Source organism: Bizionia hallyeonensis (genome assembly GCF_042657385.1).
GTDB lineage: Bacteria > Bacteroidota > Bacteroidia > Flavobacteriales > Flavobacteriaceae > Algorimicrobium > Algorimicrobium hallyeonense.
In genome coordinates, this window is sequence record NZ_JBHSLA010000003.1 from 152,050 (window position 1) to 178,796 (window position 26,747).

The 26,747-nt window shown below is 36.9% G+C and carries 23 protein-coding genes; 9 read left to right on the forward strand and 14 right to left on the reverse strand.

What is annotated here, in order from left to right; genetic code table 11:
• Window positions 1-35: 35 nt before the first annotated feature.
• Genes ACFPH8_RS08800 through ACFPH8_RS08810 form a run of 3 tightly spaced genes read left to right on the forward strand, consistent with a single transcriptional unit; the run spans window position 36 to window position 2,227 of the window.
• The gene (locus tag ACFPH8_RS08800; RefSeq protein WP_248395148.1) at window positions 36-1,412 is read left to right on the forward strand and encodes an MATE family efflux transporter; all 1,377 of its coding nucleotides are present in this window, start codon (window positions 36-38) and stop codon (window positions 1,410-1,412) included.
• Between the two features lie 9 nt (window positions 1,413-1,421).
• On the forward strand, window positions 1,422-1,649 hold the full coding sequence (locus ACFPH8_RS08805; RefSeq protein ID WP_248395147.1) for a hypothetical protein: 228 nt from the start codon (window positions 1,422-1,424) through the stop codon (window positions 1,647-1,649).
• Between the two features lie 2 nt (window positions 1,650-1,651).
• On the forward strand, window positions 1,652-2,227 hold the full coding sequence (locus ACFPH8_RS08810) for a phosphatase PAP2 family protein (protein WP_376860232.1): 576 nt from the start codon (window positions 1,652-1,654) through the stop codon (window positions 2,225-2,227).
• On the opposite strand, the gene ACFPH8_RS08815 is transcribed toward ACFPH8_RS08810, so the two are convergent.
• The 3 genes from ACFPH8_RS08815 to ACFPH8_RS08825 are packed head-to-tail and all read right to left on the reverse strand — an operon-like array spanning window position 2,228 to window position 5,176.
• Entirely contained in the window at window positions 2,228-3,850 is a 1,623-nt protein-coding gene (locus ACFPH8_RS08815) for an ArnT family glycosyltransferase (protein ID WP_376860234.1), read from the reverse strand.
• On the reverse strand, window positions 3,834-4,463 hold the full coding sequence (locus ACFPH8_RS08820; protein WP_248395144.1) for a lipid-A-disaccharide synthase N-terminal domain-containing protein: 630 nt from the start codon (window positions 4,461-4,463) through the stop codon (window positions 3,834-3,836). The genes ACFPH8_RS08815 and ACFPH8_RS08820 overlap by 17 nt, the downstream gene beginning before the upstream one ends.
• Window positions 4,463-5,176 carry a glycosyltransferase family 2 protein gene (locus tag ACFPH8_RS08825; protein WP_376860236.1) on the reverse strand — a complete coding sequence of 238 codons (714 nt, stop codon included), beginning with the start codon at window positions 5,174-5,176 and terminating at the stop codon, window positions 4,463-4,465. Before ACFPH8_RS08825 ends, ACFPH8_RS08820 begins: the two co-directional genes overlap by 1 nt.
• A 90-nt stretch (window positions 5,177-5,266) precedes the next feature.
• Between ACFPH8_RS08825 and ACFPH8_RS08830 the strand changes: the two genes are divergently transcribed.
• Complete coding sequence (locus tag ACFPH8_RS08830; protein WP_376860238.1) at window positions 5,267-6,208, forward strand: NAD-dependent epimerase/dehydratase family protein; 942 nt, start codon at window positions 5,267-5,269, stop codon at window positions 6,206-6,208.
• Here the strand turns inward: ACFPH8_RS08830 and meaB are convergent.
• The gene (meaB, locus tag ACFPH8_RS08835) at window positions 6,203-7,291 is read right to left on the reverse strand and encodes a methylmalonyl Co-A mutase-associated GTPase MeaB (RefSeq protein ID WP_376860240.1); all 1,089 of its coding nucleotides are present in this window, start codon (window positions 7,289-7,291) and stop codon (window positions 6,203-6,205) included. The two genes, ACFPH8_RS08830 and meaB, sit on opposite strands and share 6 nt — an antisense overlap.
• Entirely contained in the window at window positions 7,284-7,850 is a 567-nt protein-coding gene (locus ACFPH8_RS08840) for a DUF2911 domain-containing protein (protein WP_376860242.1), read from the reverse strand. Before ACFPH8_RS08840 ends, meaB begins: the two co-directional genes overlap by 8 nt.
• A gap of 174 nt (window positions 7,851-8,024) precedes the next feature.
• Between ACFPH8_RS08840 and ACFPH8_RS08845 the strand changes: the two genes are divergently transcribed.
• From ACFPH8_RS08845 to ACFPH8_RS08860, 4 genes are all read left to right on the forward strand, one after another.
• Complete coding sequence (locus tag ACFPH8_RS08845; RefSeq protein WP_376860244.1) at window positions 8,025-8,573, forward strand: RNA polymerase sigma factor; 549 nt, start codon at window positions 8,025-8,027, stop codon at window positions 8,571-8,573.
• Complete coding sequence (locus ACFPH8_RS08850; protein WP_376860246.1) at window positions 8,557-9,132, forward strand: hypothetical protein; 576 nt, start codon at window positions 8,557-8,559, stop codon at window positions 9,130-9,132. Before ACFPH8_RS08845 ends, ACFPH8_RS08850 begins: the two co-directional genes overlap by 17 nt.
• Before the next feature lie 12 nt (window positions 9,133-9,144).
• On the forward strand, window positions 9,145-10,611 hold the full coding sequence (locus tag ACFPH8_RS08855; protein ID WP_376860248.1) for a DUF4097 family beta strand repeat-containing protein: 1,467 nt from the start codon (window positions 9,145-9,147) through the stop codon (window positions 10,609-10,611).
• Between the two features lie 104 nt (window positions 10,612-10,715).
• Entirely contained in the window at window positions 10,716-11,330 is a 615-nt protein-coding gene (locus ACFPH8_RS08860) for a peptidoglycan DD-metalloendopeptidase family protein (RefSeq protein WP_376860250.1), read from the forward strand.
• Here the strand turns inward: ACFPH8_RS08860 and ACFPH8_RS08865 are convergent, their stop codons facing one another.
• From ACFPH8_RS08865 to ACFPH8_RS08905, 9 genes are all read right to left on the reverse strand, one after another.
• Window positions 11,331-12,110: a T9SS type A sorting domain-containing protein gene (locus ACFPH8_RS08865; protein ID WP_376860252.1), complete on the reverse strand. Its 780-nt coding sequence runs from the start codon at window positions 12,108-12,110 to the stop codon at window positions 11,331-11,333.
• A gap of 16 nt (window positions 12,111-12,126) precedes the next feature.
• Window positions 12,127-17,007, reverse strand: coding sequence for a malectin domain-containing carbohydrate-binding protein (locus ACFPH8_RS08870; protein ID WP_376860254.1), 4,881 nt, complete (start codon window positions 17,005-17,007; stop codon window positions 12,127-12,129).
• A 203-nt stretch (window positions 17,008-17,210) separates the two neighbouring features.
• Window positions 17,211-20,567, reverse strand: coding sequence for a preprotein translocase subunit SecA (secA, locus tag ACFPH8_RS08875; protein ID WP_376860256.1), 3,357 nt, complete (start codon window positions 20,565-20,567; stop codon window positions 17,211-17,213).
• A gap of 152 nt (window positions 20,568-20,719) precedes the next feature.
• Entirely contained in the window at window positions 20,720-20,941 is a 222-nt protein-coding gene (locus ACFPH8_RS08880; protein ID WP_008637498.1) for a DUF2795 domain-containing protein, read from the reverse strand.
• 149 nt (window positions 20,942-21,090) lie between these two features.
• The gene (locus ACFPH8_RS08885) at window positions 21,091-21,663 is read right to left on the reverse strand and encodes a cob(I)yrinic acid a,c-diamide adenosyltransferase (protein ID WP_376860259.1); all 573 of its coding nucleotides are present in this window, start codon (window positions 21,661-21,663) and stop codon (window positions 21,091-21,093) included.
• Between the two features lie 516 nt (window positions 21,664-22,179).
• Entirely contained in the window at window positions 22,180-22,944 is a 765-nt protein-coding gene (locus ACFPH8_RS08890) for an O-methyltransferase (RefSeq protein WP_376860261.1), read from the reverse strand.
• Window positions 22,945-22,954: 10 nt separating this feature from the next.
• Complete coding sequence (locus ACFPH8_RS08895) at window positions 22,955-23,329, reverse strand: hypothetical protein (RefSeq protein ID WP_376860263.1); 375 nt, start codon at window positions 23,327-23,329, stop codon at window positions 22,955-22,957.
• A 222-nt stretch (window positions 23,330-23,551) separates the two neighbouring features.
• Entirely contained in the window at window positions 23,552-23,947 is a 396-nt protein-coding gene (locus ACFPH8_RS08900; RefSeq protein ID WP_376860265.1) for a hypothetical protein, read from the reverse strand.
• A 42-nt stretch (window positions 23,948-23,989) separates the two neighbouring features.
• Window positions 23,990-25,849: an ABC-F family ATP-binding cassette domain-containing protein gene (locus ACFPH8_RS08905; protein ID WP_376860267.1), complete on the reverse strand. Its 1,860-nt coding sequence runs from the start codon at window positions 25,847-25,849 to the stop codon at window positions 23,990-23,992.
• Between the two features lie 103 nt (window positions 25,850-25,952).
• Here ACFPH8_RS08905 and ACFPH8_RS08910 point away from each other — a divergent pair, with 103 nt between their 5' ends.
• The gene (locus ACFPH8_RS08910) at window positions 25,953-26,747 is read left to right on the forward strand and encodes a polysaccharide biosynthesis/export family protein (RefSeq protein ID WP_376860269.1); all 795 of its coding nucleotides are present in this window, start codon (window positions 25,953-25,955) and stop codon (window positions 26,745-26,747) included.

Sequence of the window (26,747 nt, forward strand, 5' to 3'; positions counted from 1 at the left end):
TATGTAAACCCATTGGAATATACTACTTTTGCAAAATGGTTTTAAGCGACTACACGAAAGAGTTTAAATACAACTGGCAACTGGCAGCTCCTGTTATGTTGGGTATGTTGGGACACACTTTTGTAGGATTTGTAGATAATATCATGGTTGGCCAATTAGGAACCGCTGAATTAGCGGCTGTGTCTTTAGGTAATAGTTTTATGTTTATTGCCATGTCTTTAGGAATTGGTTTTTCAACAGCTATAACGCCTTTAGTTGCGGAAGCCGATGCGGAAGGAAATTTTGCTAAAGGTAAATCAGCATTTAAGCATGGCTTGTTTTTATGTACATCTTTAGGGTTATTTTTATTTTTACTACTCTTATTTGCCAAACCGTTAATGTACCTAATGAAGCAGCCTTTGGAGGTAGTAGAATTAGCTATTCCGTATTTGGATTGGGTAGCCTTTTCACTAGTGCCTTTAATTGTTTTTCAGGCATTTAAGCAGTTTAGTGATGGCTTATCCATGACCCGTTATCCTATGTATGCTACTATTGTAGCCAATGTTGTTAACGTGGTTTTAAACTACGTCCTTATTTTTGGAAAGTTTGGTTTTCCTGAATTTGGTATTGTTGGAGCAGCCTATGGCACATTAATCTCACGTGTGGTCATGGTTGTTTTCCTTTGGTGGATTCTTAAAGGACATAAAAAATCGAGAGATTACGTTACTAATATCAAAATATTTGCGCTAGATAAATTAGAACTCAAAAAAGTAATTAATTTAGGCTCACCAAGTGCTATGCAAATGTTTTTTGAGGTTGCCATTTTTACAGCCGCCATTTGGTTGAGTGGTTTGTTAGGTAAGAATGCACAGGCAGCCAATCAAATTGCTTTAAATTTATCATCCATGACTTTTATGGTGGCAACCGGTTTAAGTGTCGCATCCATGATACGTGTTGGTAACCAAAAAGGATTAAAAAACTACTTCGAGTTGCGCCGAATTGCCTTTTCAATTTTTTTACTAGGAATGATTTTGGCGGTCACTTTCGGGCTGTTATTTTTTATTTTCCATCAGCAATTACCAAAATTGTATTTAGATAATTCAGATGTTCTAAACGCGGTGGATAACGCTGAGGTATTACGTATAGCAGCCAATTTATTAATTGCGGCTGCCATTTTTCAAATTAGTGACAGTATTCAAGTGGTTATGCTTGGTGCATTGCGTGGTTTGCAGGATGTAAAAATACCCACTATTATAACCTTTATTTCCTACTGGATCGTTGGGTTTCCCATAAGTATATACTTTGGGAGTGCCGAACGCTATGCTAGTTTTGGAATATGGATGGGTTTATTAGCAGGATTAACCGTAGCAGCAATTTTATTATTTATCCGATTTAACTATCTTACCAAACGTTTAATTTTATCTAACACCTAACAACCATATATGGAGTTCCCAAAATTTTTATTAGGCGATAATACCGATTTTCCAGATGCTATTTTCGTTATTCATACCGATTTCCCTAGATTTATTATCAATTTAGAAAATGATGATGTAGAATGGTTGGAGGATTTTGATCAGCATGATCAAAAAGAATTGGAGATGGAAGCTGAATCGTTAATCCAGCAAGCAACCGATTTTTACGATCGTGAAATTGAACGTTACGAAGATTAATTATGCTTGAACAATTAGTACAACTCGACACTGAACTTTTTCTTTATTTAAATAATTTAGGAACAACCACTTGGGATGGATTTTGGATGTTTTATACCACTAAATTCTATTGGATTCCTTTTTATGCCGTTTTACTTTTTATAATTTTCAGAACACGAACGCCTAAACTATTTTTAATAACCATTTTTGTTATATTTCTAATGGTTTTGTTTACCGATCAAATGACCAATGTATTTAAAAAAGTATTGGTTATGCGCTTAAGACCCTGTCATGATCCTACTTTAGAAGGATTGGTTCGTTTGGTTAAACCACATTGTGGCGGACAATTTGGTTTCTTTTCTGGTCATGCTTCTAACTCCATGGCAGTTGCTGTGTTCAGTGGTTTATTACTCCGTTTTAAATACAAGTATTTTATATTTCTAATGCTTATATGGTCAGTAGCTATGGGTTACAGCCGTATTTATATTGGCGTACACTTTCCATTGGATGTTATTTGTGGAATGGCATTTGGCGCAATGTCAGGCTTCATGTTTTACAAACTAGACCTGTTTTTACAAAAACGTTATGATGTGAAATAATTACTTTTTTGTCAGTATGTAATAGTTAGCAAGGAGCCTATCTTTATACTGTCTTGATTCTTTAGAAACGGTATTCAAATTAAACGTATTTATTTTTTCTATCGAATAGGTTTCCTGAAGTTTATTGGAGTCTTCCGGGCTTATGCCAATCGTTAGTAATCCAAAGTTAGGTTCTTTAGGTAAGGTCATTGTACCATCCTCATTTTTAATTGGTGGAATTTTTTGACCATATTCCCAAATCATTTCAGGTGCTATATAATTGAATTGGTAGAGTTTTAAATCGCCAGAAATATCAGAAGTAATCGGGTGGAAGTCCTCACTATTCAAAGCTTCCTTTAGCGGTAAAGCAAAAAGGAGTAAACTAGCATAAAGTCCTACAGCGCAAACGACAACCATGCGTATATTCATGTGTTTTAAGAATCTTAAAATGAAAAATCCCATAGCAAACACGATAACTGACGCTAATATAAAAGAGAACCAATAACCTGTTAAATTATCTTTTAAAAAGGCAAAGGCTAAAATAGGAAACGCTATGCCTACAATACCAATCAACCCAAAGTTGAAATAAACCGGAACGGTTTCACGTTTATTTTTCAAATTTTTAAATTCACGAATTACATAGTCTAGATAAAAACTGCAATTAATTGCTAAAGGAATTAAAACAGGCATTAAATACCGTGATTTCTTTTCAGGTATTAGAGACAGTAATATAACGGCAAAAATAGTCCATAAAAAACTAAATTTATAAGCTTTACGGTTTCTAACTCGGGTTTTTAAGTATGGATATAACAAACTAACAAATGCTGGAATCGTCCACAAACCACTTTGCGTAAAGAAACTCCAATAATAATAAAATGGGCGCACATTATAGCTACTCCAATTACCCGTTTCTTTTTCTGCAATTGCTAAAAATGTGGCTGGATCTTCTAATCGCACATATAAATACCACCAACCACCAACAGTAATCGCTAAAATTAATATAAGTAGGACGGGTATAAATTTCGATTTAAAACGGTTATATTTAAATGTAAATCCATAAGCCAATAAAAACGGTAATAATAAGGCGTAAAAACTAACGGGTCCTTTACTCAATATGGAGAAACCAATAAATACACTTGCCAAAAGTGCTGATTTCCATTGCGTTTTTGTCACTTGGAAAAAGCAAAATAAATAGTAAATAGCAACACACATAAAGCCATGTGTAAAAATATCCCAAGGTGCTTCAATCATAATACCAATAACATAAAATGAAGTGGTAACAATAATTGCAGATAAAAGTCCGAAAGATTGACTTTTTGTGATTTTTTTGGATAATTTAAAAACAAAAACGGCTATTATCATAATAAATAGAACCGCAGGCAAACGCATAGCAAAAACACGTTGTACACCAAAAATAGCAGCAGAAATAGCGGTAAGCCATGTTGGTAAAGGTGGTTTTTCATAACGGGCTTCGCCATTCATGGTTGTGAGTAGCCAGTTATTATCGGTTAACATTTCACGAGCTGTAATAAAATTTCGTGCTTCCATGATAGTCACGTCCATTACGTTTAAATTTGGAAGCAACACCAGTGCAATTCCAAAACAAATAAATAAAACGGGATATTTTTTAAGAAGCGGAAGCATATTTTCGGATTAAAATTAAATTCCTAATATAGATAATAGCACCCAGAATATGACCTGTAAATAACACAGGATCTCTTCTGAAAATAGCATAAGTTAAAATAAGAATAGAGCCTATTAAACTTAATAACCAAAAGCCAAAAGGTAGGGTTGATTCTTTTTGTTTCTCCGAATAGAGCCATTGGTATACAAAACGTAAAGTAAATACCACCTGCGAAACGATTCCTAATGTTAGTAACCAGACAGGAATAGCTTCGTTTTTAAAGAGTTTCACCACGTCTATCGTATTATTGTTAAAATAGAAAATGGCAATAAATGTTGGCATTAATAATAAAAACCATTGCATGAATTTAGGGTACTTCTGCCATTGGTTTTGTAGTTGCAAATTCCTAATATATATAAAATAGGTTAAGCCTTGACCAAGCATAATAGCAAAATCATCACGTAAATATCCATATATAAATAGCAAGAATGAAGCAAATAAACTTAAAGTCCAAAAAATGGTAGGTGTAATAACGCGTTTTTGTTTTTCAGAATATAGCCATTGAAGAATAAGTCGAGAAGAGAACAATATCTGCGCTAAAAATCCTATACTATATATGAGCCAATTACTCATTAATTGTGTTTCTCAACCGTATAATTAATATACTTTTTCTTCATCCAGAGGTACGCGAAACAATCCATTAGTGGTCCAATTAAGCGATTCCAAACGCCAAATTTGGCTTCTCCGGCAACCCGTGGGAAGTGTTTAACCGGGATTTGGACAATCTTACCTTTTTGCAATAAAATCATAGCAGGAAGAAAGCGATGCAAACCTTCAAACATGGGAATCCGCTTGGCATAATCAGTTTTTATAACTTTAAGCGGACAACCTGTATCGTCCATGCCATCTTTAGTAAATGTACGGCGAATTCCATTGGCAATAGTAGAAGACATGTTTTTAACAAAACTATCTTTACGGTTTGCGCGAACACCCGTTACCAAATCATAATCATTAATATGTTCTAAAAGCACGTTAAAATCCTTTGGATCGGTTTGTAAATCCGAATCTATATAACCAACCAATTCCGTGTCCGCATAATCAAAACCAGCTTTAATAGCCGCGCTTAAGCCACGATTTTCCTTGAAACTTATATATTGAAATTCAGGATGTCTTTTAGCAATAGCCTCAATATGTTGTTGACTGCTGTCTTTGGAGCCATCATTTACAAACAGAATCTTTGTTTTTCTGCTGGCTATCTGCATGTATTCTAATAATTCCTTTTCAACTCGCGGTAAATTATCTTCTTCATTATATACGGGAACTATAATTGTAAACTGGTAATCCATAAAATTAAAGTTGTACTACAAATGTATTCTTTTTTATAGAATTCTAATCTTACAGAAAAAAAATGTTTCTTTGTAATAGAAATTAGATTTATGAAGATACTAGTTACTGGTGCAGTGGGATTTATAGGCTCGCATACAGCTGAACGTTTAAAAGACATGGGACATGATGTAATAGGTGTGGATAATTTTTCGCCGTATTACAGCGAATCTTTAAAGAAATTAAATGAAAAAGCTCTAAATAATAAAGGTATTCCTGTTTTAAAATTGGATTTGCGTTCAAATAATTTGATTGACAACTTACCAACCGATATCGATTTTATTTTTCATTTTGCGGCACAACCAGGTATTTCTACTACTTCAACTTTTGAAGACTATTTCACTAATAATATTATTGCTACAAAAAACATAATAGATTTTGCCTTGCAATTAAAGGATTTAAAGTTGTTTGTAAATATTGGTACATCGTCAATTTACGGGCTAGAGGCAACGTTTCCTGAAACAGTAGCGCCCAAACCGGCCTCTCATTATGGTGTAACCAAATTAGCTGCCGAGCAATTGGTACTTCAAAAATCACGAGAAAAACAATTGAAGACTTGTTCATTGCGTTTATATTCTGTTTTTGGACCTCGGGAACGCCCTGAAAAAATGTATACCAAATTAATTGCCTGCGGATTTAATAAAGAAGCTTTTCCGTTATACCAAGGCAGTTCTTCCCATTTACGCAGTTTTACCTATGTAGATGATATTGTAGATGGTGTTGTTAGTGTAATGAATGCTATTGATGCTGTTGATGGTGAAATTATTAATCTTGGAACTGAAGTAGAACATACTACACAAGAAGGTATTGATGCGGTTTCTCATGTTATGGATCTGAATATTGCTATTCAACATGTGTCTGCTAGAGCTGGTGATCAATTACGAACCAAAGCTATTATTGATAAAGCGAGAAGCTTACTAAATTATAATCCGCAAACTACCTTATTAGAAGGTGTGGAAAAGCAGGTAGCTTGGTATAAAACCAATTTTCTATAATTCCGGTTTTAACTGCAATAAATAATCCGCAGCAGCAAAAGGTGTTGTTTTCTGCGCCTCAATTAATGCTATCTGTACGTTTAATGCTTTTTTAATGATCTCATTATTAAAGAAGTCCGCATGCAGTTGGTCTTTAATGGTTTCAATTAACCAGAACTTATTTTGCTCATGACGTCGCTGCTCAAAGTATCCATTGCTTTGCGTTTGCGTCACATATTTAATTATAGTTTCCCAAACGGTATCTATTCCTTCATCATGCAAGGCGCTACATAATAATACTTTGGGTTGCCATTCAGAATCTTTGGCTGGATATAGATGTAATGCGCGATTAAATTCTACTTTAGCAATTTTAGCGGCTTTCATGTTTTCGCCATCGGCCTTATTAATGGCTATAGAATCAGCCATTTCAATAATACCGCGTTTAATGCCTTGTAGCTCATCGCCAGCACCTGCTAATTTAAGGAGCAGGAAAAAATCTACCATACTATGAACTGCCGTTTCACTCTGACCAACGCCAACGGTTTCAATTAATATGGTGTCAAAACCAGCAGCTTCACACAAGATAATAGTTTCCCGAGTTTTTCGCGCCACACCACCTAAAGATTCCCCTGATGGCGATGGCCTGATGTAGACATTCGTGTCCTTTACTAAATCCTCCATTCGGGTTTTATCGCCTAGAATGCTTCCTTTTGTAATAGAACTACTTGGGTCAATAGCTAGAACGGCAATTTTTTTTCCTGCTTTGGATAAATATGTTCCGAAGGATTCAATAAATGTACTTTTTCCAACACCAGGAACACCTGTAATCCCAATTCTAACCGATTTATTAGCATAAGGAAGGCAGCCTTTTATAATAGCATGGGCCTGATCAGCATGATTTTTGTTTTTGCTTTCAATTAAGGTTATTGCGCGACTTAAAGCTGTTATATCACCTTTTAAAATACGTTCAATAATTTGTGGAGTTGTTGGTTTTACATCTCTTCGACTACGTATAGCATCAATAATAGCCTGATTGATGGTTTCGGGTTGCGAAACACCAGCCTGTTCTTGTAGTGCTTTTTTATGTGACGTTTTTTTAGTCAAAAGTTTCTATTGGTACGGCTATTTTGGTTTCATCCCAAGCCATAGTTAGTGATAATTGATCTAATGCATTGTCAAACCCAATTGTAAATTGTTCCACCGTAACTCCTGTGTCTTCCACGGGAACGGTAACGGTAATGACATCAAATTCGGGTTCACGCATGGGTTTCATTTCTGTATCAACTCCCCAAGCATATTGTTTGGAATTAAACATAACTTGCCATGTAGAATCGTTTGGAATGGTCCATAGGGTATATTTTCCCGCAGGAAGCGAATCATTGTTTATTTTTAAGGCTTTACTCGTTTTAAAGGTTGTGGCTTCGTTGGCACCTGTTCGCCAAACTTGCTTATAAGGAACCAAACCACCAAAAACTTCGCGACCGCGTTTAGAGGGTCTGTTATAAACTATATCTAGCTGTAAATCATTTTTAGAAAAGGATACAGTATCAATTGGACTTTTTCGTGGTGCAAGTAAACTGCCATCCACAAAAAAGGAATATAAAAACAAACTGATGGCAATTAGAAATAAGCATCCCAAAAACCATTTAAAAAATCTATTCATAGGGTATTTTAATTAATGATATAAAGATACTTCAAATGTTATTTTTAATGAAGGGCTATCACATTTTTTTAAGACTTATTTTTAATCTTGAAAAAAAGATGCGGATTTTTGCAACACATCACTTTTTTCATCGTCATTAAGATGAACCAAACCATTAAAACCAAAAAGTAAAGCATGTTTCAACTTGAAATTATTGAAAAATGCAAAGCAAACAACCGTCAAGCACAAATGCAGTTATACAACCAGTACTGCCAAGGTATGTATATTGTTGCAAGACGATTTGTAAAGCATGATGCCGAAGCTGAAGATATTGTTCAGGATGCCTTTATTAAAGCGTTCTCTAAACTGGATCAGTATCAAGCAGAAGTTACTTTTGGAGCCTGGTTAAAGCGCATTGTTATTAATACGAGTATAGACATGTTAAAAGCACAAAAACACCAACAGGTGGAACTTGAAGCTGCGCATTTAAATGTGGTGGACTGGGGTAATGACAATTGGTTAGTAGACGATACCGTGGAAGTTGTGGATGTTAAAGACGCTATTTCAAGTTTAGCAGATAAATATCGATTGGTTCTCACGCTGTATTTACTGGAAGGTTATGATCATCAAGAAATTTCAGATATTTTAAATATTACCGAAGTTTCTTCCAGAACACAACTTTACCGAGGTAAGTTACAATTACAAGAATTATTAAAACAGAAAAAAAATGGCACGCGATATTAGAGATTTACTCAAACAGAATAATGCGGAAACCAAAACTGTCATGCCTTCAGGACATGAAGCTCGTTTTCAGCAGAAATTGAACAAAAGCTTTCCACAAAAGAAAAAGCATAGTTTTTTATGGATGCAAATTGCAGCAAGTGTTGTAATTGTTTTGGGATTGGGTTTTGGTGTGTATGCTGTTTTCAATGAACCCATTAAAACGAATCAGGTTGTTGAAGTTGCTCCTGAAAAATCACCTTTAAAAACACTAGGCGATATTTCTCCAGACTTTAAAAAAGTAGAGGATTATTATTTGGCAAATATTAATTTGGAGTTGTCCAAAGTGACCTTAACTTCAGAAAATAAAGATCTCATTGATGGCTATATATCGCGTTTAGATGCTTTAAATGCGGAGTATAAACGATTGTCTGTTGAGTTAACCGAGCAAGGTCCCAATGAATTAACGGTAAGTGCATTGATAACAAATTTGAAATTTAGATTAAATCTCATGTATCGCCTTAAAGACCAATTGCACAGTTTAAAAAACTCTGATTCACATCAGAAGAAAAATAACGTATAAAACATTAGTATTATGAAAAGCATAAAATTTTTGCTTCTCTGCTTACTTTTTGCAGGTAGTATAAATGCCCAACAGCGTGTAGATAAAATATCGCAATCCTTACAGGTTAATGATGATGTAACCCTCGATATACATGCGAGTTATACCAACATAATCATCGATACATGGAATAAAGATATTATTGAAGTTGAAGCCTATATTGAAAGTGACGCGCTATCAAAAGAAGCACTAAAAAAACATGTGGATGCTTGGAAGGTCCAGGTGGAAGGTTCCAAAGATTATATCACAATAAAATCTAATTCGGAAGGTGATAGTTGGTCCGATAGTATGAGTCTTTTTGATGTTCAATCAGTAGATGCTTTACAGAATTTGGAAATTGAATTAGCAGACATGCTTATTATGCCATTGGTTGATGGTTTAATGGCATCCCTTGACGTGGCCAATATGCCTAAAATGCCTAATATGCCGAAACTACCGGATTTGCCAGAAGGCATGAATACTACCAATTTTGATTTTGAGCGCTATAAAAATGAAGGCGAAGCATATATGGATAGGTGGAGTCGTGAATACAGTGCCAAATATGGCGATGCGTATGCTAGAAAAATGGAGGCTTGGGCAAAAAAAGTGGACACAGAGGCTTTTAAAAAATATGAAAAGGACATGGAAGCTTGGGGTGAAAAATTCGGTGAGCAATTTGGAAAATCCTTTGGTGAAAGCATGGAAAAATGGGGCGAACAGTTTGGCAAAGAAATGGAAACTTGGGGTGAACAAATTGGAAAAGAAATGGAAGAACGTGCAAAGCTCATGGAAAAAGAACATGATAAGCATGAAGCTATACGACAAAAGCAAGATGCTAAATATCGAGCCATGTTTGATTCAGACATGGGGAAAAATATGAAAGTTAAAAAAACACTTAAAATAAAAATTCCCAAAGACGCCAGATTAAAACTGAATGTCAGACATGGTGAAATGAAATTCACTTCTATTATTCATAATCTCCAGGCGGATTTAAATCACACTAAATTTTTAGCATCACGCATTGATGGCGAACAAACCGCCATCAATGCATCTTATTCATCCCTTTTAATAAAGGATTGGCAGAACGGTAATTTAGAATTGAACTTTGTGGAAGCGGCAACCATACAAAATGTAAATGGGCTTGTATTAAATTCTAATTCGTCCAATATCCATATTGATAAACTGTCTGGTAATGCTATTCTTAATGGTAGCTTTGGAGACCTAGCCATTAGTGAAATAACGGATGACTTTAAGACTATTAATATTACATTAGATAATAGCAATGCAAATTTAAAACTGCCTCAAGCCGATTATAAATTACAGTATCACGGTAAGTATTCGCAATTCAAGCATCCTAAAAACACAAAGGGGCAAGCTGTTTCTTCTTTTAATTCTGGTAGTATTTCCAACAACAAAACGATTGTTGTTAATGCAAAATATAGTCATATAGTTATGGATTAGTTTCCTATTTTTGAATTTTACATACTATGAACTCAACTCCCTTTTCTTCTTTTATACATGGCATTAACTCCATGCCTCTTTTTGTTTTAGATAAAAACATACCCTTGTCCAAATATATATCCATAGATTTATCGGAGCAGAATTTATCACTACACACTTTTGATGTGTCCTCCTCTCAAGCTTGGGCTGTTTTTATAAACGATTATTGCCATCAAAAACGGGCAGAAGTTGCTTATGGCGGTTATAATGAAAAACGAAATATTTATAAACGCAGTACTTATTTCAATCAGCAAAATGCCGATACCGAACGTAATATTCATTTAGGATTAGATTTGTGGATTGCAGCAGGATCAGCTGTTTTATCGCCACTTGAAGGTGTTATTCACAGCTTTGCCAATAATGCTAACTATGGTGATTATGGTCCGACACTAATTTTGGAACATCAAATTAATGGTTTTGTTTTTTACACCTTGTATGGTCATTTAAGTTTGGATTCATTAACCGACAAAAAAGTGGGAGCTGCCGTTAAACAAGGCGAACAAATAGCAACCCTTGGTACCGCTGAAGTAAATGGTGATTATGCGCCACATTTACATTTTCAGATAATTCGTGATTTGCAAGGGTTTGAAGGAGATTATCCTGGTGTTTGCAACAAAAAAAATCTGGACCATTTTTTACAAAATTGCCCAGATCCTAATCTCCTATTAAAACTATATTAATTAGTTAATTATCAATTTTTTTATTGTTTGGCCTAAATCGGTTTGTACTTTAAGGATGTAGGTTCCGGATTGGAAATTAGTTACATCAATTTCAGCACTCGTTGTTTTAAGTACTTGACTTCCTAATAGTGTAAATATTTCTATATTATTAATAGAATTTGTTGTTTTGATAAATAAAATTTCAGATACGGGATTGGGATAAATGTTGATAGTTTCCTTCAAATTAACGGCATCTAAATCTAATGTTTGAAAGCTAATAGCGTTGGCCAAAGGATTATTTTGAGAATACAGATTTTGAGTCGCAATATTGATGTAATTTTCTATATAGATAGTATCAAAGACAGGGTCACCATTTTCCACAAAACGAATTTCACCACTTGATGGATTTGGATTGGCAATGACATCAAATAATAACAGTTCAAAAGGGCCTGCACCATTTAGTATGACGGAGTACTGACCCGCTTCATCACGGCCTAAAAAATAGGCATCACCAAATACGCCCGGTCCCATGGACATAGATGCCCATTCGGAGGCTGGAAGATTGGAGTTGCCTGTTACAAAATTCCCGATGGTTAAACCTGTGGGGACATAAAAACCTGCGCCCATATCGTCGGTACTATGGTTGGTAACTGGTTCACTAGGTGTGGCTAGTAAGGCCATTTGGTAATTACCTGTATTTGCATTAATTCCAACAAATGACAGACTAAACTCATAGGTTGCTTGTGCATGGATAGCAATACTTATTACTAATAGGAATGCCGTTATATATAGTTTTTTCATGACGTTTTGTATTTAATTAATTTGGCATTTGTTCTAAAATTGGATAATAATTTGATGCCGGATTATTTATGTGATTTGTAATAATATTTTTTAATAGACCTTTATCATTCCCAGGTCCTGAATAGCGTACAATACCATCCAAGTTAATATCACCTGTGTTATATGCTGTATACGGGAAATAGTTGCTATTGGTCGCGTTGCCAGCGGCATTTGAAACAATTGTTTTTAAACTAGCCGAATCATTACTAGGGCCTAAATAACGCGTTTGATTATTTCCATTAATATCGCCTCCATACATGCCTAAAATACCTGTAGGCATTCCGAAACTTGTTTGAGCTTCTACTCCAAAAGTAGTAATGCTGCCATCGGTAAAATTGACGACAGAGGTTACATTGGAAAGCGTTATTGCGGTTGCACTCATAATCCCTAAATGATTCCTATGGTTTACAGAAATAAAATAATCAGCTGATATTTGTTGGAAATTTATGGGTGAAATACCATCAACATCTACAATATCCCCATCACGTTGTAGGAGTCCAGATTTGGCATCAACAATTAAAGTGTTTGTATTAGCATCTCGAATTTCAATCCACATCCAATCAACAATAGCATTATTACCTGTTATTAAAAATACGGAAGGTTCACAAACTAATCCATCAGCATACGGACTCGTTGTTGGAATGAGATTAGCAACTCTCAAATCGTCACGCATGAGGGTTTCTTCACCAAAATTAGGCGTTAATGCAGCACCTTGTAAATAGGCTTTTGCAGAAATTAAAATAGGTTCCAAAATGGATATTGTTTGGTCACAACTTAAGGATACATTATTAGACGCATCCGTTGCTGTCCACGAAATAACGGTATCTCCTAAAGGATACGGATCGGTTAATAACAGCGCATCAGACCGAACACCGGTGTAGGTGATGGTATTGGCACAATTATCAGTTGCGGTAGGTTCTGCAATCAATACGGTAGCTTCGGTTATACCACTAGCTAGAATTTCTACAAGATTATCTGGGCATATAATGATTGGGGGTTCTGTATCATCTAAAATAGTCCAAGTAAAATTTTGCTCAACATCTAGACTACCGGGTTTACTTAAGGTAACCGTTACGTTATACACACCATCATTGTTGGGTCCACCGGATACAGCGGTTTCATCAATGACACCAAAAATTAAACCGTTGGTAGGTTCAATGTCCGTGCCTGCAGGATGTCCGGAGATGGCATATGTTAAGTTGTCTAATGGATTCCCGCCGGAACCTTCGGCTTGAAAATCAGATATTTCTAGTTCACAGCTGGTTCTATCTGCTATGGGTTGCAATTCTAATTCCGGATAGGCAATACCTAAAATTTCTATTCCATTAATTAGGGGGTTTTCTATATTTTCGAAAAAACGAATTTCTAAAACGCCATCGGTGACCGTTATATTATTTTGAACAAGTCCAGCTTGGCGATGACCAAATTCCGCAGAAATATCGAAATCATCTAAAAGCCGTTCATCTTCTATATTCACACTAAAAACACGTTCGCCAGGATTGGAAGTACCATTGTATAGGTTTGCAAAATACAGGTTTACTATATAATCCCCATTAGGTACGGCAATGGAAAAAATCATAGGATAGGCCGGATCGCTAATACTTCGTTGAATATGCATAACATCGTAATAGGTACTAGCGTCTATATAACTCGGAATGGATGCGTCACGATTTTCGTAAAATACTTCGGTTGAAGAATAAGGGGAGCCAGAAGAAACCGTATACGAATCGCCAGTTGAAGTCGTATTATCCTCCCAATCTGGACCGCCATCAGTTGCTAAAACCAGCGGGCCGCCAGCATTAATACGTACTAAAGGCGTGTAAATGTCTGTTAATTCTCCTGTTAAAGTCATAGAAACAGCCGTGTTAACACCGGAATGAATCACTTCCATATTGGCGGTTTTAACCCCCACGATATTATCGGAAATAAAATCGATTGGAATTTTTACGGAAGAACCAGGATTGATATTAAAAGGTAGGGCTATATCTGAAGAAAACGAAGCTGCATTGGTTCCAACAAAATTTAGAGCTGTTACGCTAATCACATCATCGGTTGGTCCACCTTCATTATTTAAAACAATGTATTTGCTGCGTTGGGAGTTGTTAACCGGTGTTAATCCAAAATCTAAATTCGTTGGGTTTATAGACACGACCCCATTTTGGTTTTCGTAAGCTTCAATAAAATCCCAAGTTGCTGTAAATGGGTTTGGGGTTGTAGTCGATCGGGAGGTAGAAATAATACCAACCGCCATTCCTTTAGCATCTAACGGGTCTAAAAAATCACTTGGTAACAAAATAGCTGATCCTAATAAACTTAAAGTTTCCCCATTATTAGTGGAGTAGAAGGGCTGTGCTAATCCCGTTGCAGGATCTACAGAAATATATAAATCTACTGATCCTGAATTTATAATATCAGGTATATCATAAGTCGTATTTAATGTAACTACCCCATTGGATTCTATCAGGAGTTGTAACCCATGAAGCGCATCATTATTTAGCGATCCATTCATAAACACAAATTTCAGATAGTTATCTTGATCACCTGTACCTATTTGCATACCGTAGGATTGAAAGTCAACAGGGTCATTCTGGCTCCCATTGGAACCAAAATAAGGCGATTCTACTTTGGCGTGAACCGTAAAGGGGTTGGAATTACTATCCACGTTTATTCCAAACTGAAAGCCGTAATCTTGATTGTTTACACCTTCCAACGCATCCCCTCCAGTAACGGCATCAACAGTTGCTTTTCCGGCAGCACCACCAAAGGACATTTCTTGTTCATTAAATTGATCGAGATAGTCTGTCGTGCCAGAAGGGTCTAACATGAGACCTGTAAAACCCAAGCCAAATAAACCTGTTCCCGGATCGTTATTCCAAAAGGGATAATCTACAGGTAGGTTTGTGGTGGTTCCATTATTGGCATCTAAAGCAAAGGCGTCATTGACATCTAGAATGCCATCATTATCATCATCTGGATCATTTAAATCGGAAATACTATCGTTGTCATTATCTTTCGGCTTACTACTTTGCGAACAAATATTAGTGCCATTATCTATTTCATCTTGATTGGTATAACCATCACCATCATTATCCGCTAAGGGATCATAACCTACATCGCCAGGTTGCAGGCAAATTAAATCAGAAGGTTCAAAAACGGTTATGCTGTTGGCACCATAGGTTACGGCCCAAACCGTACCCGGGAAAATGGAATTATCACCTAAAGCAATAACATCTAAAGGAATACTTCCAAAACCATTAAAAGGCACTTCTTGTTCTAAAACCATATCGCCAGCCGCGTTTAATATATACCGATTAATATCGCCATTAAAGGAGGCTGTTAAAATATTTCCTTGCATGGCACCGCCAAAATTAGAAGCTGTATATTCTACAATTCCATTGGTGGAAGCCGCTTTAAAATCTAAAATATTATTTTTAGGGCTGCTTACGGGTTCATCCATGAGGTATTCGCCCTGTTCGGGGTAATCTGGGAAATTTGCAATTGAAAAGGACGAGTTAAAATAGCCTTCTGCACCCACTAATAAATCGCCAACCAAATAGGTGTTGGTTGCTACCCATGAGCCACTTATTTTTTCATAGGCAATTACATTCGCACGGGATGGAAATGCGCGAATAGGATTTGGGTGTCCCCCGTAATATGTGCCATTCGGATCATTTATAGTTCCAATAAAATGTAGGGGGTCTTTTGAAAACTCACTACCACTCTCATTCATTTCGTTTGTTATATAATGAATGTTGGAGTCATAGGTAATGGTACTTTCATCACCTAAATAGGTATCTGTAGCTATATCATAAATTCTTGGAACGCCTCCCCAAAGGGCATTAGGCCCATTGTCTGAGGTGTAAATTCTATTATTTTCTGTAACGAGAATATCGTATGCATTTCTATAGCCAGGTGAGAATATTTGAACCGGGCCTCCCACTTCTGGGAAGGCCTGATTTAAACTGTTGTTGCCTCCAAATGGATCACCTAAATCAATAAAAGCATCATGCATGGGGTGTCCAGCGGGATAGGGGAAATCCGGATGCGTGTTGTCTATATCTATTCGGGTGGGATCGTTTAAGGTTGGTAAATCATACACGTATTCGGTATTGGTTCTTGGGTCTGTATAAACCGTCATGCCTTCCAATTGTGTTAGATTTACGATAAGGATAGAAGCTGATAAGAAAAACTCTGGGGTTCCTGCAAAATTATTACTAGGTGCACCTTTATTGGTCTGACCACCTTGAGCCACTAATAAGAAGGTCTCGCCATCTTTTTCAAACATGTCTAAACCATTTATAGCATGATTTTCTTCACAGCGCGGTAAACCTCTTACCAAATCGGTTTTTTCCCAAACACCATTAATTTTCTCAAGCTTGGAAATCATACTAGAATTGGTATCTAAATTGCTATCATTTCCACCTGAACCACCACCTAATAAATAATCTGATGAGGTTACATATAAGATTGGATTTTGAGCTGTCCCCGAAGCAAGAATACCAGTGACTAAACGTTGTTGACTTGGATTAAAAACACCTAAATCGTTATGGTTTGGGATGCCTGTACGGATTTTAGTAATTTCTTCGCTAGCAATTACAGTGTATTGTCCATTTCCTGCGCTGGCATTATCGCGCTCTATGGTATAAGCCCAGATAAGTCCGTTTTGTTGGGAGACATATAAGCGATTATCCGGGCCAAAATCTAATGAAGTTGGGTTTAAAACACCTTCATTGATTAAGCCCGTGGAGCCGAAACTGATAGTTTGAGAATAGCCATTAAAACAGCAAAACGTTATGCTAACTACGATTGTTAGTGCAACAAATCGAACTGTTTTGTTTAAATAAATAAGAGACATCATAATATTTTTTTCGTTTACGTGCTATTAATCGAAAAAAAATTAATCAGGAGATACCACTGTAAAAATAGTTATAAGGCTTTAGTTTTTAGCTATAATGCTTTATTTTTCGTTGAACCTATTTAAATCTTCGTTATAAGTACCTGAAACAAAAAAATCCGAAGGGTTCCTTCGGATTTTTCTTATAAATATGATGTAATCAGTTCTTAATCATTCACTAATACCCAATCGCCTTTGGCAATAAGTGGTTCAGCTTGTTTGAATTTTACTGTTTTATTTTCACCACTCATTACGTGTTTGATAGTGACCTTGTCATTACGTCCAATTTTTGGACTATCGCGAACAATTGTTTCTACCACTTCCGGTTGACGCTGTGTGTTTCCTGCCGATCTATTTTGAGCAGAACGTTCATCTAAATTTTGAATTTCTTCTTTTTGAGTTTGAAGATTTTCTTTTTTAGCAGATTGACGTGCTTCTTGAATAGCATCGGTAGTTTCTTGTGGTAATTCACCTTTAAATAAAAATGAAATAACATCTTTATTTACTTTGTCAATCATGCCTTTGAATAACTCAAATGCTTCAAACTTGTAAATTAGCAACGGATCTTTTTGCTCATGTACCGCTAATTGAACGGATTGTTTTAACTCATCCATTTTACGTAAATGCGTTTTCCACGAATCGTCAACAATGGCTAATGTGATGTTTTTCTCAAAGTCATTGATTAATTGCTTACCATTGGTTTCGTATGCTTTTTCAAGATCGGTAACTACTTGAATCGTTTTAACACCATCGGTAAATGGCACCACAATGCGCTTAAATTTATCGCGTTGTGTTTCGTATACATTTTTAATAACCGGGAATGCTAATTCAGCATTGCGTTCCATTTTAGAACGGTAATGTTCAAAAGCCGCTTTATAAATTTTACCCGCTAAATCTTGGACGCTTAATTTTCCAAATTCTGCTTCCGTAACAGGCGAACTCATGGAGAAGTACCTAATCAGTTCAAACTCCAGATTCTTATAGTCGTTAGCTGCTTTATTCGTTTCTGCAATACTTTCAGAGGTATCATAAATCATGTTGGCTAAATCCACGCGCAAACGCTCACCATGTAAGGCGTGGTGACGACGTTTGTAAACTACTTCACGTTGAGAGTTCATCACATCATCATATTCTAATAAACGCTTACGAACACCGAAGTTATTTTCCTCTACTTTTTTCTGTGCACGCTCAATGGATTTTGAAATCATAGAGTGCTGAATCACTTCGCCTTCTTCCAATCCCATTCTATCCATCATTTTAGCAATACGTTCACTACCAAAAAGACGCATTAAGTTATCTTCTAATGACACATAAAATTGCGAGCTTCCTGGATCTCCTTGACGACCTGCACGACCACGTAACTGGCGGTCCACACGACGTGAATCGTGACGTTCCGTACCTACAATGGCTAAACCACCTGCTTTTTTAACCGCATCAGACAATTTAATATCCGTACCACGACCAGCCATGTTGGTTGCAATTGTAACTTGACCTGGTTGACCAGCTTCGGCAACAATATCGGCTTCTTTTTTATGAAGTTTCGCGTTTAATACATTGTGAGGTACTTTTCTAATAGAAAGCATTTTACCTAACAACTCACTAATTTCTACATTGGTTGTACCAATAAGCACTGGACGACCCGCTTGCGAGAGCTTGGTAACTTCATCAATAACCGCGTTGTATTTTTCACGTTTGGTTTTATACACTAAATCCTCACGGTCATCACGAGCAATTGGTCTGTTGGTTGGAATTTCAACCACATCTAATTTATATATTTCCCAGAATTCACCTGCTTCGGTAACAGCGGTACCCGTCATACCGGACAGTTTACGATACATTCTGAAATAATTTTGAAGGGTTACTGTTGCAAATGTTTGGGTAGCATCTTCAATTTTTACATTTTCTTTAGCTTCAATGGCTTGGTGTAAACCGTCAGAATAACGACGCCCATCCATGATACGACCCGTTTGCTCATCTACAATCATCACCTTATTGTCCATTACCACATATTGGTTGTCTTTTTCAAACAAGGCATATGCTTTTAGTAATTGGTTTAAGGTGTGAATACGTTCTGACTTAATGCCGTAATCTCTAAATAAATCTTCTTTTAAATTGGCTTCCTCTTCCGATGATAAGTTTTGATTTTCAATTTTAGAAATTTCAATACCTATTTCCGGCATGACGAAGAAATTCGGGTCATCTTCACCCGATAGGAATTCAATTCCCTTGTCGGTTAATTCAATTTGATTGTTTTTTTCTTCAATAACGTAGTACAATTCCGCGTCAATTTTTGGCATTTCGCGGTTATTGTCTTGCATGTAATAGTTTTCTGTTTTTTGAAGTAATTGTTTGATCCCTTCTTCACTTAAAAACTTAATTAATGCTTTGTTTTTAGGAATACCTCTGTAGGCACGTAACAATTGAAAACCACCTTCTTTGGTATCACCTTCTGCAATTAATTTTTTAGCTTCTGCTAAAACACCAACTAGGTACTTACGTTGTACCGAAACGATGCTATCTACTTTTGGCTTTAATTCTGTAAATTCATGACGATCACCTTGTGGAATAGGTCCTGAAATAATTAATGGTGTTCTAGCATCGTCAATTAAAACTGAATCCACCTCATCTACAATGGCGTAATGGTGTGGGCGTTGCACTAAATCGTCTGGTGCGTGCGCCATATTATCCCGTAAATAATCGAAACCAAATTCGTTATTTGTTCCGTAGGTAATATCTGCTAAATAGGCTTTTTTACGAGCCGCAGAATTGGGTTGGTGGTAATCAATACAGTCCACACGCATGCCGTGGAATTCAAATATTGGTGCCATCCACGCGCTATCACGTTTGGCTAGGTAATCATTTACTGTTACTAAATGCACACCTCTGCCAGCAAGTGCATTTAAATACACCGGCAGTGTAGCTACTAATGTTTTACCTTCACCTGTATGCATTTCGGCAATTTTTCCTTGGTGCATAGCAATACCACCTATTAATTGGACATCATAATGAATCATGTCCCAAGTAATTGGTTTCCCGGCAGCATCCCAAGAATTTGCCCAAACGGCTTGATTATCTTCTAGTGTTACATAATCCTTTTCACCGGAAATTTCACGATCGAAGGTATTGGCAGTAACCGGAATGGTTGTATTATGAACAAAACGTTTTGCTGTTTCTTTAACTACAGCAAAGGCTTCTGGAAGGATCTCGTTTAATACATCTTCCGTAACCGTATAAATGGTGTCTTTAATTTTGTCAATTTCTAAATAGATATCTTCCCGTTGATCAATATCCTCTGTTTCGTTGGCTTTTTTAAGAAGGTCTTCAATTTCTGAATTCAGCGGCTTTCTAGCTTCGGCTATTTTTTCTTTAAAGTAAGCTGTTTTAGCCCGTAAATCATCGTGAGATAATTGCTCTAGAGCCGCTTCGTATGTTTTAATTTTTTCAACTATAGGCATGATGGCTTTAACGTCTTGTTTCGACTTATCGCCAACAAATACCTTAAGGACTGAATCTAAAAAACTCATTTGTTAGGTGTTTAGGTTGTATTAGTACTGCATACTAATATTAAATATGTGTTTGCTTTTTTGAAATACAAAAAAACGTTTTTTTGTTCGGTTATTTACGTATTAAAACATAAAAAAAGCCTCTAGGCGAGACTTTTTAAATTTTAATAGTATTAATATTCATCCTCATTCCAGAGGTAATCTTCGTCTGTTGGATAATCCGGCCAGATTTCTTGAATAGACTCATAGGAGTCCCCTTCATCTTCAATAGATTGTAAGTTTTCAACAACTTCTAATGGCGCTCCCGTTCTAATTGAATAGTCAATAAGTTCGTCTTTCGTCGCTGGCCAAGGCGCATCACTTAAATAGGATGCTAATTCTAATGTCCAATACATTTGTAATGTGTTTTAATTTTTGCAAAAATAAATTTTTAGTTTAAATACACAAGAAAAAAATCAATTAATTACACTTTATTTATAAGAACGTGCCTTTAATGGTTTGTTTTAAACCACTTACAGGTTTATGCTGTGTTATTTTGAGATGGTTACTGTTTTTCAGGAATCCACTTCACTTCATCTGCGTTTAAGTCAGAGGACAACTTTCGTGCCAACACAAAAAGATAGTCAGATAGGCGATTTAAATAGGTTAATGCCAAGGGGTCTATTGGGTCGAAATCGTTTAAAGCAGATGCTAAACGTTCCGCACGACGGCATACACAACGTGCTATGTGACAGATTGACACGGTTTGATGACCGCCCGGTAATACAAAATGTGTCATAGGTGGTAAGGCCGTATTCATATTGTCAATTTCTTGTTCGAGGCGTTCAATATTTTCTTCGGAAATTTTAGGAATATTTAAACGTTCCTTTCCATTTTTTAATATGGCTTTTTCGGGATCGGTAGCTAAAATAGCGCCTACGGTGAAGAGGCGATCTTGAATATGCATGAGCATTTCTTTATAATGGGTGTCGATGTCTTGATCGCGAATGAGTCCTAAATGCGAGTTTAATTCATCAACGGTTCCGTAGCTGTCTATACGGATATGGTGCTTGGGAACACGGGTACCACCGAATAATGCGGTTGTACCTTTATCGCCTGTTTTGGTGTAAATTTTCATAGTATTTTTTTGATACGTAAAGTTACTGGTTCTGTAGGATTGGACAAAATTATGGGTTGGTTATTTTTTCTCGCGGAGACGTGGAGATGGGAAGTTGTGGAGTTGTTTGTTGTTGAGTTTGGAGTTGTGTTCAGGTTTCTCTCGCGAAGTCGCAAAGACGCAAAGTTGTTGAAGTATTTGTTGTTGAGTTGTGTAGTTCTGAACCCATTTTAGTACGGTGATTGTGCATTGCGACATATTAAGACACGATTTTCACGGATTAACACGACTTGGTGTGGTAAGATTCGTTGATTATTTCAGGGAGTTGCAGGGAGAATTTTCACAGAGATACGCGGAGTAATTTTAAAATGGATTAAATAGTTGATGGCTTTTTGGAAAGTAGCCCTACTATTGATGAGATTGCTCACATCGTATTATTTTAAATAAAATTGGTATTCGTGAATGCTTTGCATTTGTCGCGTTGTTCCTGTGTCACTTCCTGCCTAATGACAGGCAGGCTCGCAATGACAGCATTTTTTAAATCCGGATGGTGAAGTGTTCCTTGCCTTGTTCTTTACGGAAAAATACAAAGCCCCAGAAAAAGGTGTCGATGGTAACGGTTACTTGCGGGTGTTGTTTGATGATTTCCCAAGCTTGGGTCATGCCTTCCGACCAATAAATATCATCAAAAATAAAAATGGTGTCGTTGTGGACTGATGGGAGGAGGGTTTCAAAATATGCTATGGTGGCTTCTTTGGTATGGTTGCCATCAAAAAAGATCAGATCCCAAGCCTGTTGGGTTCTGGTATTGAGATGTTGGCTGAAATTACCTGTTAAGAATTGGATGTTTTTATAATTGGCTAATGCCGATTGTGCAAACTTGGAACAATTTGGGCAACCTTCAATAGTTGTGATTTTTGCTTGTGGACACCCCAAATGCATGGCGTGGGTTGCAATGCCTAATGATGTGCCTAATTCTAAAATATGTTTGGGTTGAAAATAGCTCGTTAAGCGATACCATAATTTAGCGCGCTTTAACGGTGTCCCAGATGTTTTGGCTATTTCAGCAATGCGTCTTTGCTTGTTAGTTGTTTTTTTGGAGCCTGATCCTAAGTCCGTTAGATTGATGGTTTCTGGACTTCCTAATACTTGCTTTCTATACCTTTTTAATTCCTGATAAGCTGGGTATTCTGTTTTATCGTAGAAGCATTTCGTGATTAAATCATATACAAAAGGAGAGTGGACGCCGTGTTGGTTGGTTGATTTTAAAAGGAACGGTATATATTTTTTTTGTTGGTACACGGTTTCGTATTCAGTGTTCAGTTGCAGTTTTCAAAGCTATAAATAAATTTCTTTTATTTGATGAAATTCTTCGGTAATACTTCCCTCTGAATGACAACAGACCACCTCCTTGTAAAGACAGCTTAGGGTTTGAGATAACTTGAGGTTTAGGATGAATGATAAAGAGATTGCCGCGTCGCTCCTTCGTCACTTCTCGCAATGACATCGTTCTTTGATGAGATTCTTCGGTCATACTTCCTCTTAATGACAACAGACCACCTCCTTGTAAAGACTGCTTAGGGTTTGAGATAACTTGAGGTTTAGGATGAATGATAAAGAGATTGCCGCGTCGCTCCTTCGTCACTTCTCGCAATGACATCGTTCTTTGATGAGATTCTTCGGTCATACTTCTCTCTGAATGACAACAGAACACCTCCTTGTAAAGACTGCTTAGGGTTTGAGATAACTTGAGGTTTAGGATGAATGATAAAGAGATTGCCGCGTCGCTCCTTCGTCACTTCTCGCAATGACATCGTTCTTTGATGAGATTCTTCGGTCATACTTCCCTCTGAATGACAACAGACCACCTCCTTGTAAAGACTGCTTAGGGTTTGAGGTAACTTGAGGTTTAGGATGAATGATAAAGAGATTGCCGCGTCGCTCCTTCGTCACTTCTCGCAATGACATCGTTCTTTGATGAGATTCTTCGGTCATACTTCTCTCTGAATGACAACAGAACACCTCCTTGTAAAGACTGCTTAGGGTTTGAGATAACTTGAGGTTTAGGATGAATGATAAAGAGATTGCCGAGTCGCTCCTTCTTCGCTTCACGCAATGACATCGTTCTTTGATGAGATTCTTCGGTCATACTTCCCTCTGAATGACAACAGAACATTTTTTTTGTAAAAGACTGCTTAAGGTTTGAGATAACTTGAGGTTTAGGATGAATGATAAAGAGATTGCCGCGTCGCTCCTTCTTCGCTTCACGCAATGACATCGTTCTTTGATGAGATTCTTCGGTCATACTTCCCTCCGAATGACAACAGACCACCTCCTTGCAATGACATTATTCCTCTAGCTTTGAACTTAACTCAAACCAGCGCATTTCTTTTTCATCAATCTCATCTAGAATCTTTTGTAGTTTTTCAGATAAGGTATTGATTTCATCGGGTGTTAAGTCTGGGTTTAGGAATTCCTTTTCCATGGCCTGCTTATCATGTTCTAGCCTGCTTATTTTACTTTCAAGGTTCTTGTATTCCTTTTGTTCGTTATAGGTTAATTTGATGTTATTATCTTTCTTCCAATTTTTCTTTTCCTTCTTGTCATCCTCTTTAGATTCGGGTTCTTGGCTGTCCTCATACGTTCTGAAATCGGAGTAATTCCCCGGGAAATCTTCTACAAGCCCTTCGCCGCGAAATACTAATAAGTGATCGACAATTTTATCCATAAAATACCGGTCGTGAGACACCACCATTAAACAGCCTGGGAAATCTAAAAGAAAGCTTTCAAGAACATTTAGGGTTACAATATCTAGGTCGTTTGTTGGCTCATCCAGAATTAAAAAGTTTGGATTCTGAATCAATACGGTACATAAATACAATCGTTTACGTTCACCACCACTTAATTTCTCTACAAAGTCATATTGCTTTTTTCGACTGAATAAAAAGCGTTCCAGCAATTGACCTGCACTAATTTGACTTCCTTTTTTAAGGGGAATATACTCGCCGTATTCTTTAATCACATCAATTACCTTTTGGTTGGGTTTGATGTTAATACCTGCTTGGGTATAATAGCCGAATTTTACGGTTTCACCAATAACCACTTTACCAGAGTCTGGTTGTTGTGATTGGGTGATGATATTTAAAAAGGTGGATTTTCCTGTTCCATTCTTACCAATAATGCCAATGCGTTCCCCTTTTTTAAAGGTGTATTCAAAGTTGTCTAGAATGGTTTTGTCTTTAAAACTTTTACTGACTTTATGGAGCTCTAATATCTTGCTGCCAAGGCGTTCCATATTCAATTCTAACTGGATTTGATGGTCTTGACGTCTTTGATTGGCACGGTGTTTAATATCGTGAAAATCGTCTATCCGCGATTTGGATTTTGTGGTACGTGCTTTGGGTTGCTTGCGCATCCAATCCAATTCTTTTTTAAAGAGTTGCTTGGCTTTTCCTGTTTCAGTCGCTTCATTTTCAATCCGTGCTTCGCGCTTCTCTAGATAGTAGGAATAGTTACCTTTATAGGTGTGTAATTGCCCATGGTCTAATTCAATGATTTCATTACACACACGCTCTAGAAAATACCGGTCGTGTGTTACCATGAAGAGTGTAATTTGCTCTTTGGCAAAGAAATCTTCTAGCCACTCAATCATTTCTAAATCCAAATGGTTGGTAGGCTCATCTAAAATTAATAAGTCTGGTTTTTTAAGTAAGGCGTTGGCCAATGCCAAGCGTTTTTTCTGGCCCCCCGATAAGGCACTCACTTTCTGATTGAGATTATCTAGTTTTAATTGGGATAAAATAAGCTTGTACTGGGTTTCAAAATCCCAAGCCTGATGGCTATCCATTAGCTCGAAGGCTTTTTGGTAGGCTTCGGCATCATCTGGATTTTCTAAAGCTTTCTCGTAATCCTTAATAACCTCTAAAATGGGGTTGGAGGTATCAAAAATGGCTTCTTCCACCGTAAGGTCCTGATTGAGTTCGGGGTCTTGCGACAGGACGGCAACCGTAATGTCTTTTCGGTAGATGATTTGGCCCGAATCGGCTGTGTCCTTTCCAGATAGCATATTTAAAATAGAGGTCTTCCCCGTTCCATTTTTAGCCACAAAGGCAATTTTCTGATCTTTATGGATGCTAAAGGACAGGTTTTCGAATAGCGTTAATTCGCCATAGGATTTCGATATATTTTCAACAGTCAGGTAGTTCAACGTCTATTTTTTTGCAAAGAACGTAAATAATTCAAAATTTATACGATAAGTTTTGATATTCCTACTGAAAAGCTATATTTGTGAAGAAACTTGCACCCTCAACATGAAGCATTTATATGTTATTATACTTGGTTTAATCGCCTTGCTATCTGTGTCTTGTATACCCAATAAAGAGTTGGTTTACTTGCAAAATAAAGAAGCTGCCACCGATTCGACGCAAGTTATTATTGAAAAACAAAAACCCTATCGTGTACAAATTAACGATATCCTTAATATTCGTGTCAAAGCGATGGATCAACGGAATATTCAAATGTTTAACCCAACGGGCGAGCGGGATTTAAACGCGTCTGGAGACGAACGTGCCTTTTTTGATGGGTTTACGGTGGATTTACACGGAAATATTCGGATTCCTATTTTGGGGGAAGTGAATGTGTTAGGTTATACCACAGAAGAAATAGAAACCATGTTGGAGACGAAGTTGCTAGAAGAGGAACTTAAGGAAACCTCTAATATCTTTGTGACTGTAAAGTTAACTGGTTTACGCTTTACGGTTACTGGCGAAGTGGGGAGTACCGGTACACAAACCTTGTATCAGCCTCGAGTTAATATTTTTGAAGCGTTAGCCAATGCTGGGGATGTTTTGGTTACCGGAGACCGCAAGAATGTGACTATTATTAGGCAGTACCCGCAAGGGCAGAAAATACATCATTTGAATTTACTAGATGTTAGCGTCATGGATTCGCCGTACTATTATATCCAAATGAATGATATTATTTATGTGAAGCCGTTGAAACAAAAGTCTTGGGGAACCGGTGTAACCGGCTTGCAAACTTTTGCGACAGTCGTATCCGTAGTATCATTTATAACAACTACTATTTTACTTATAGACAGGCTCTAA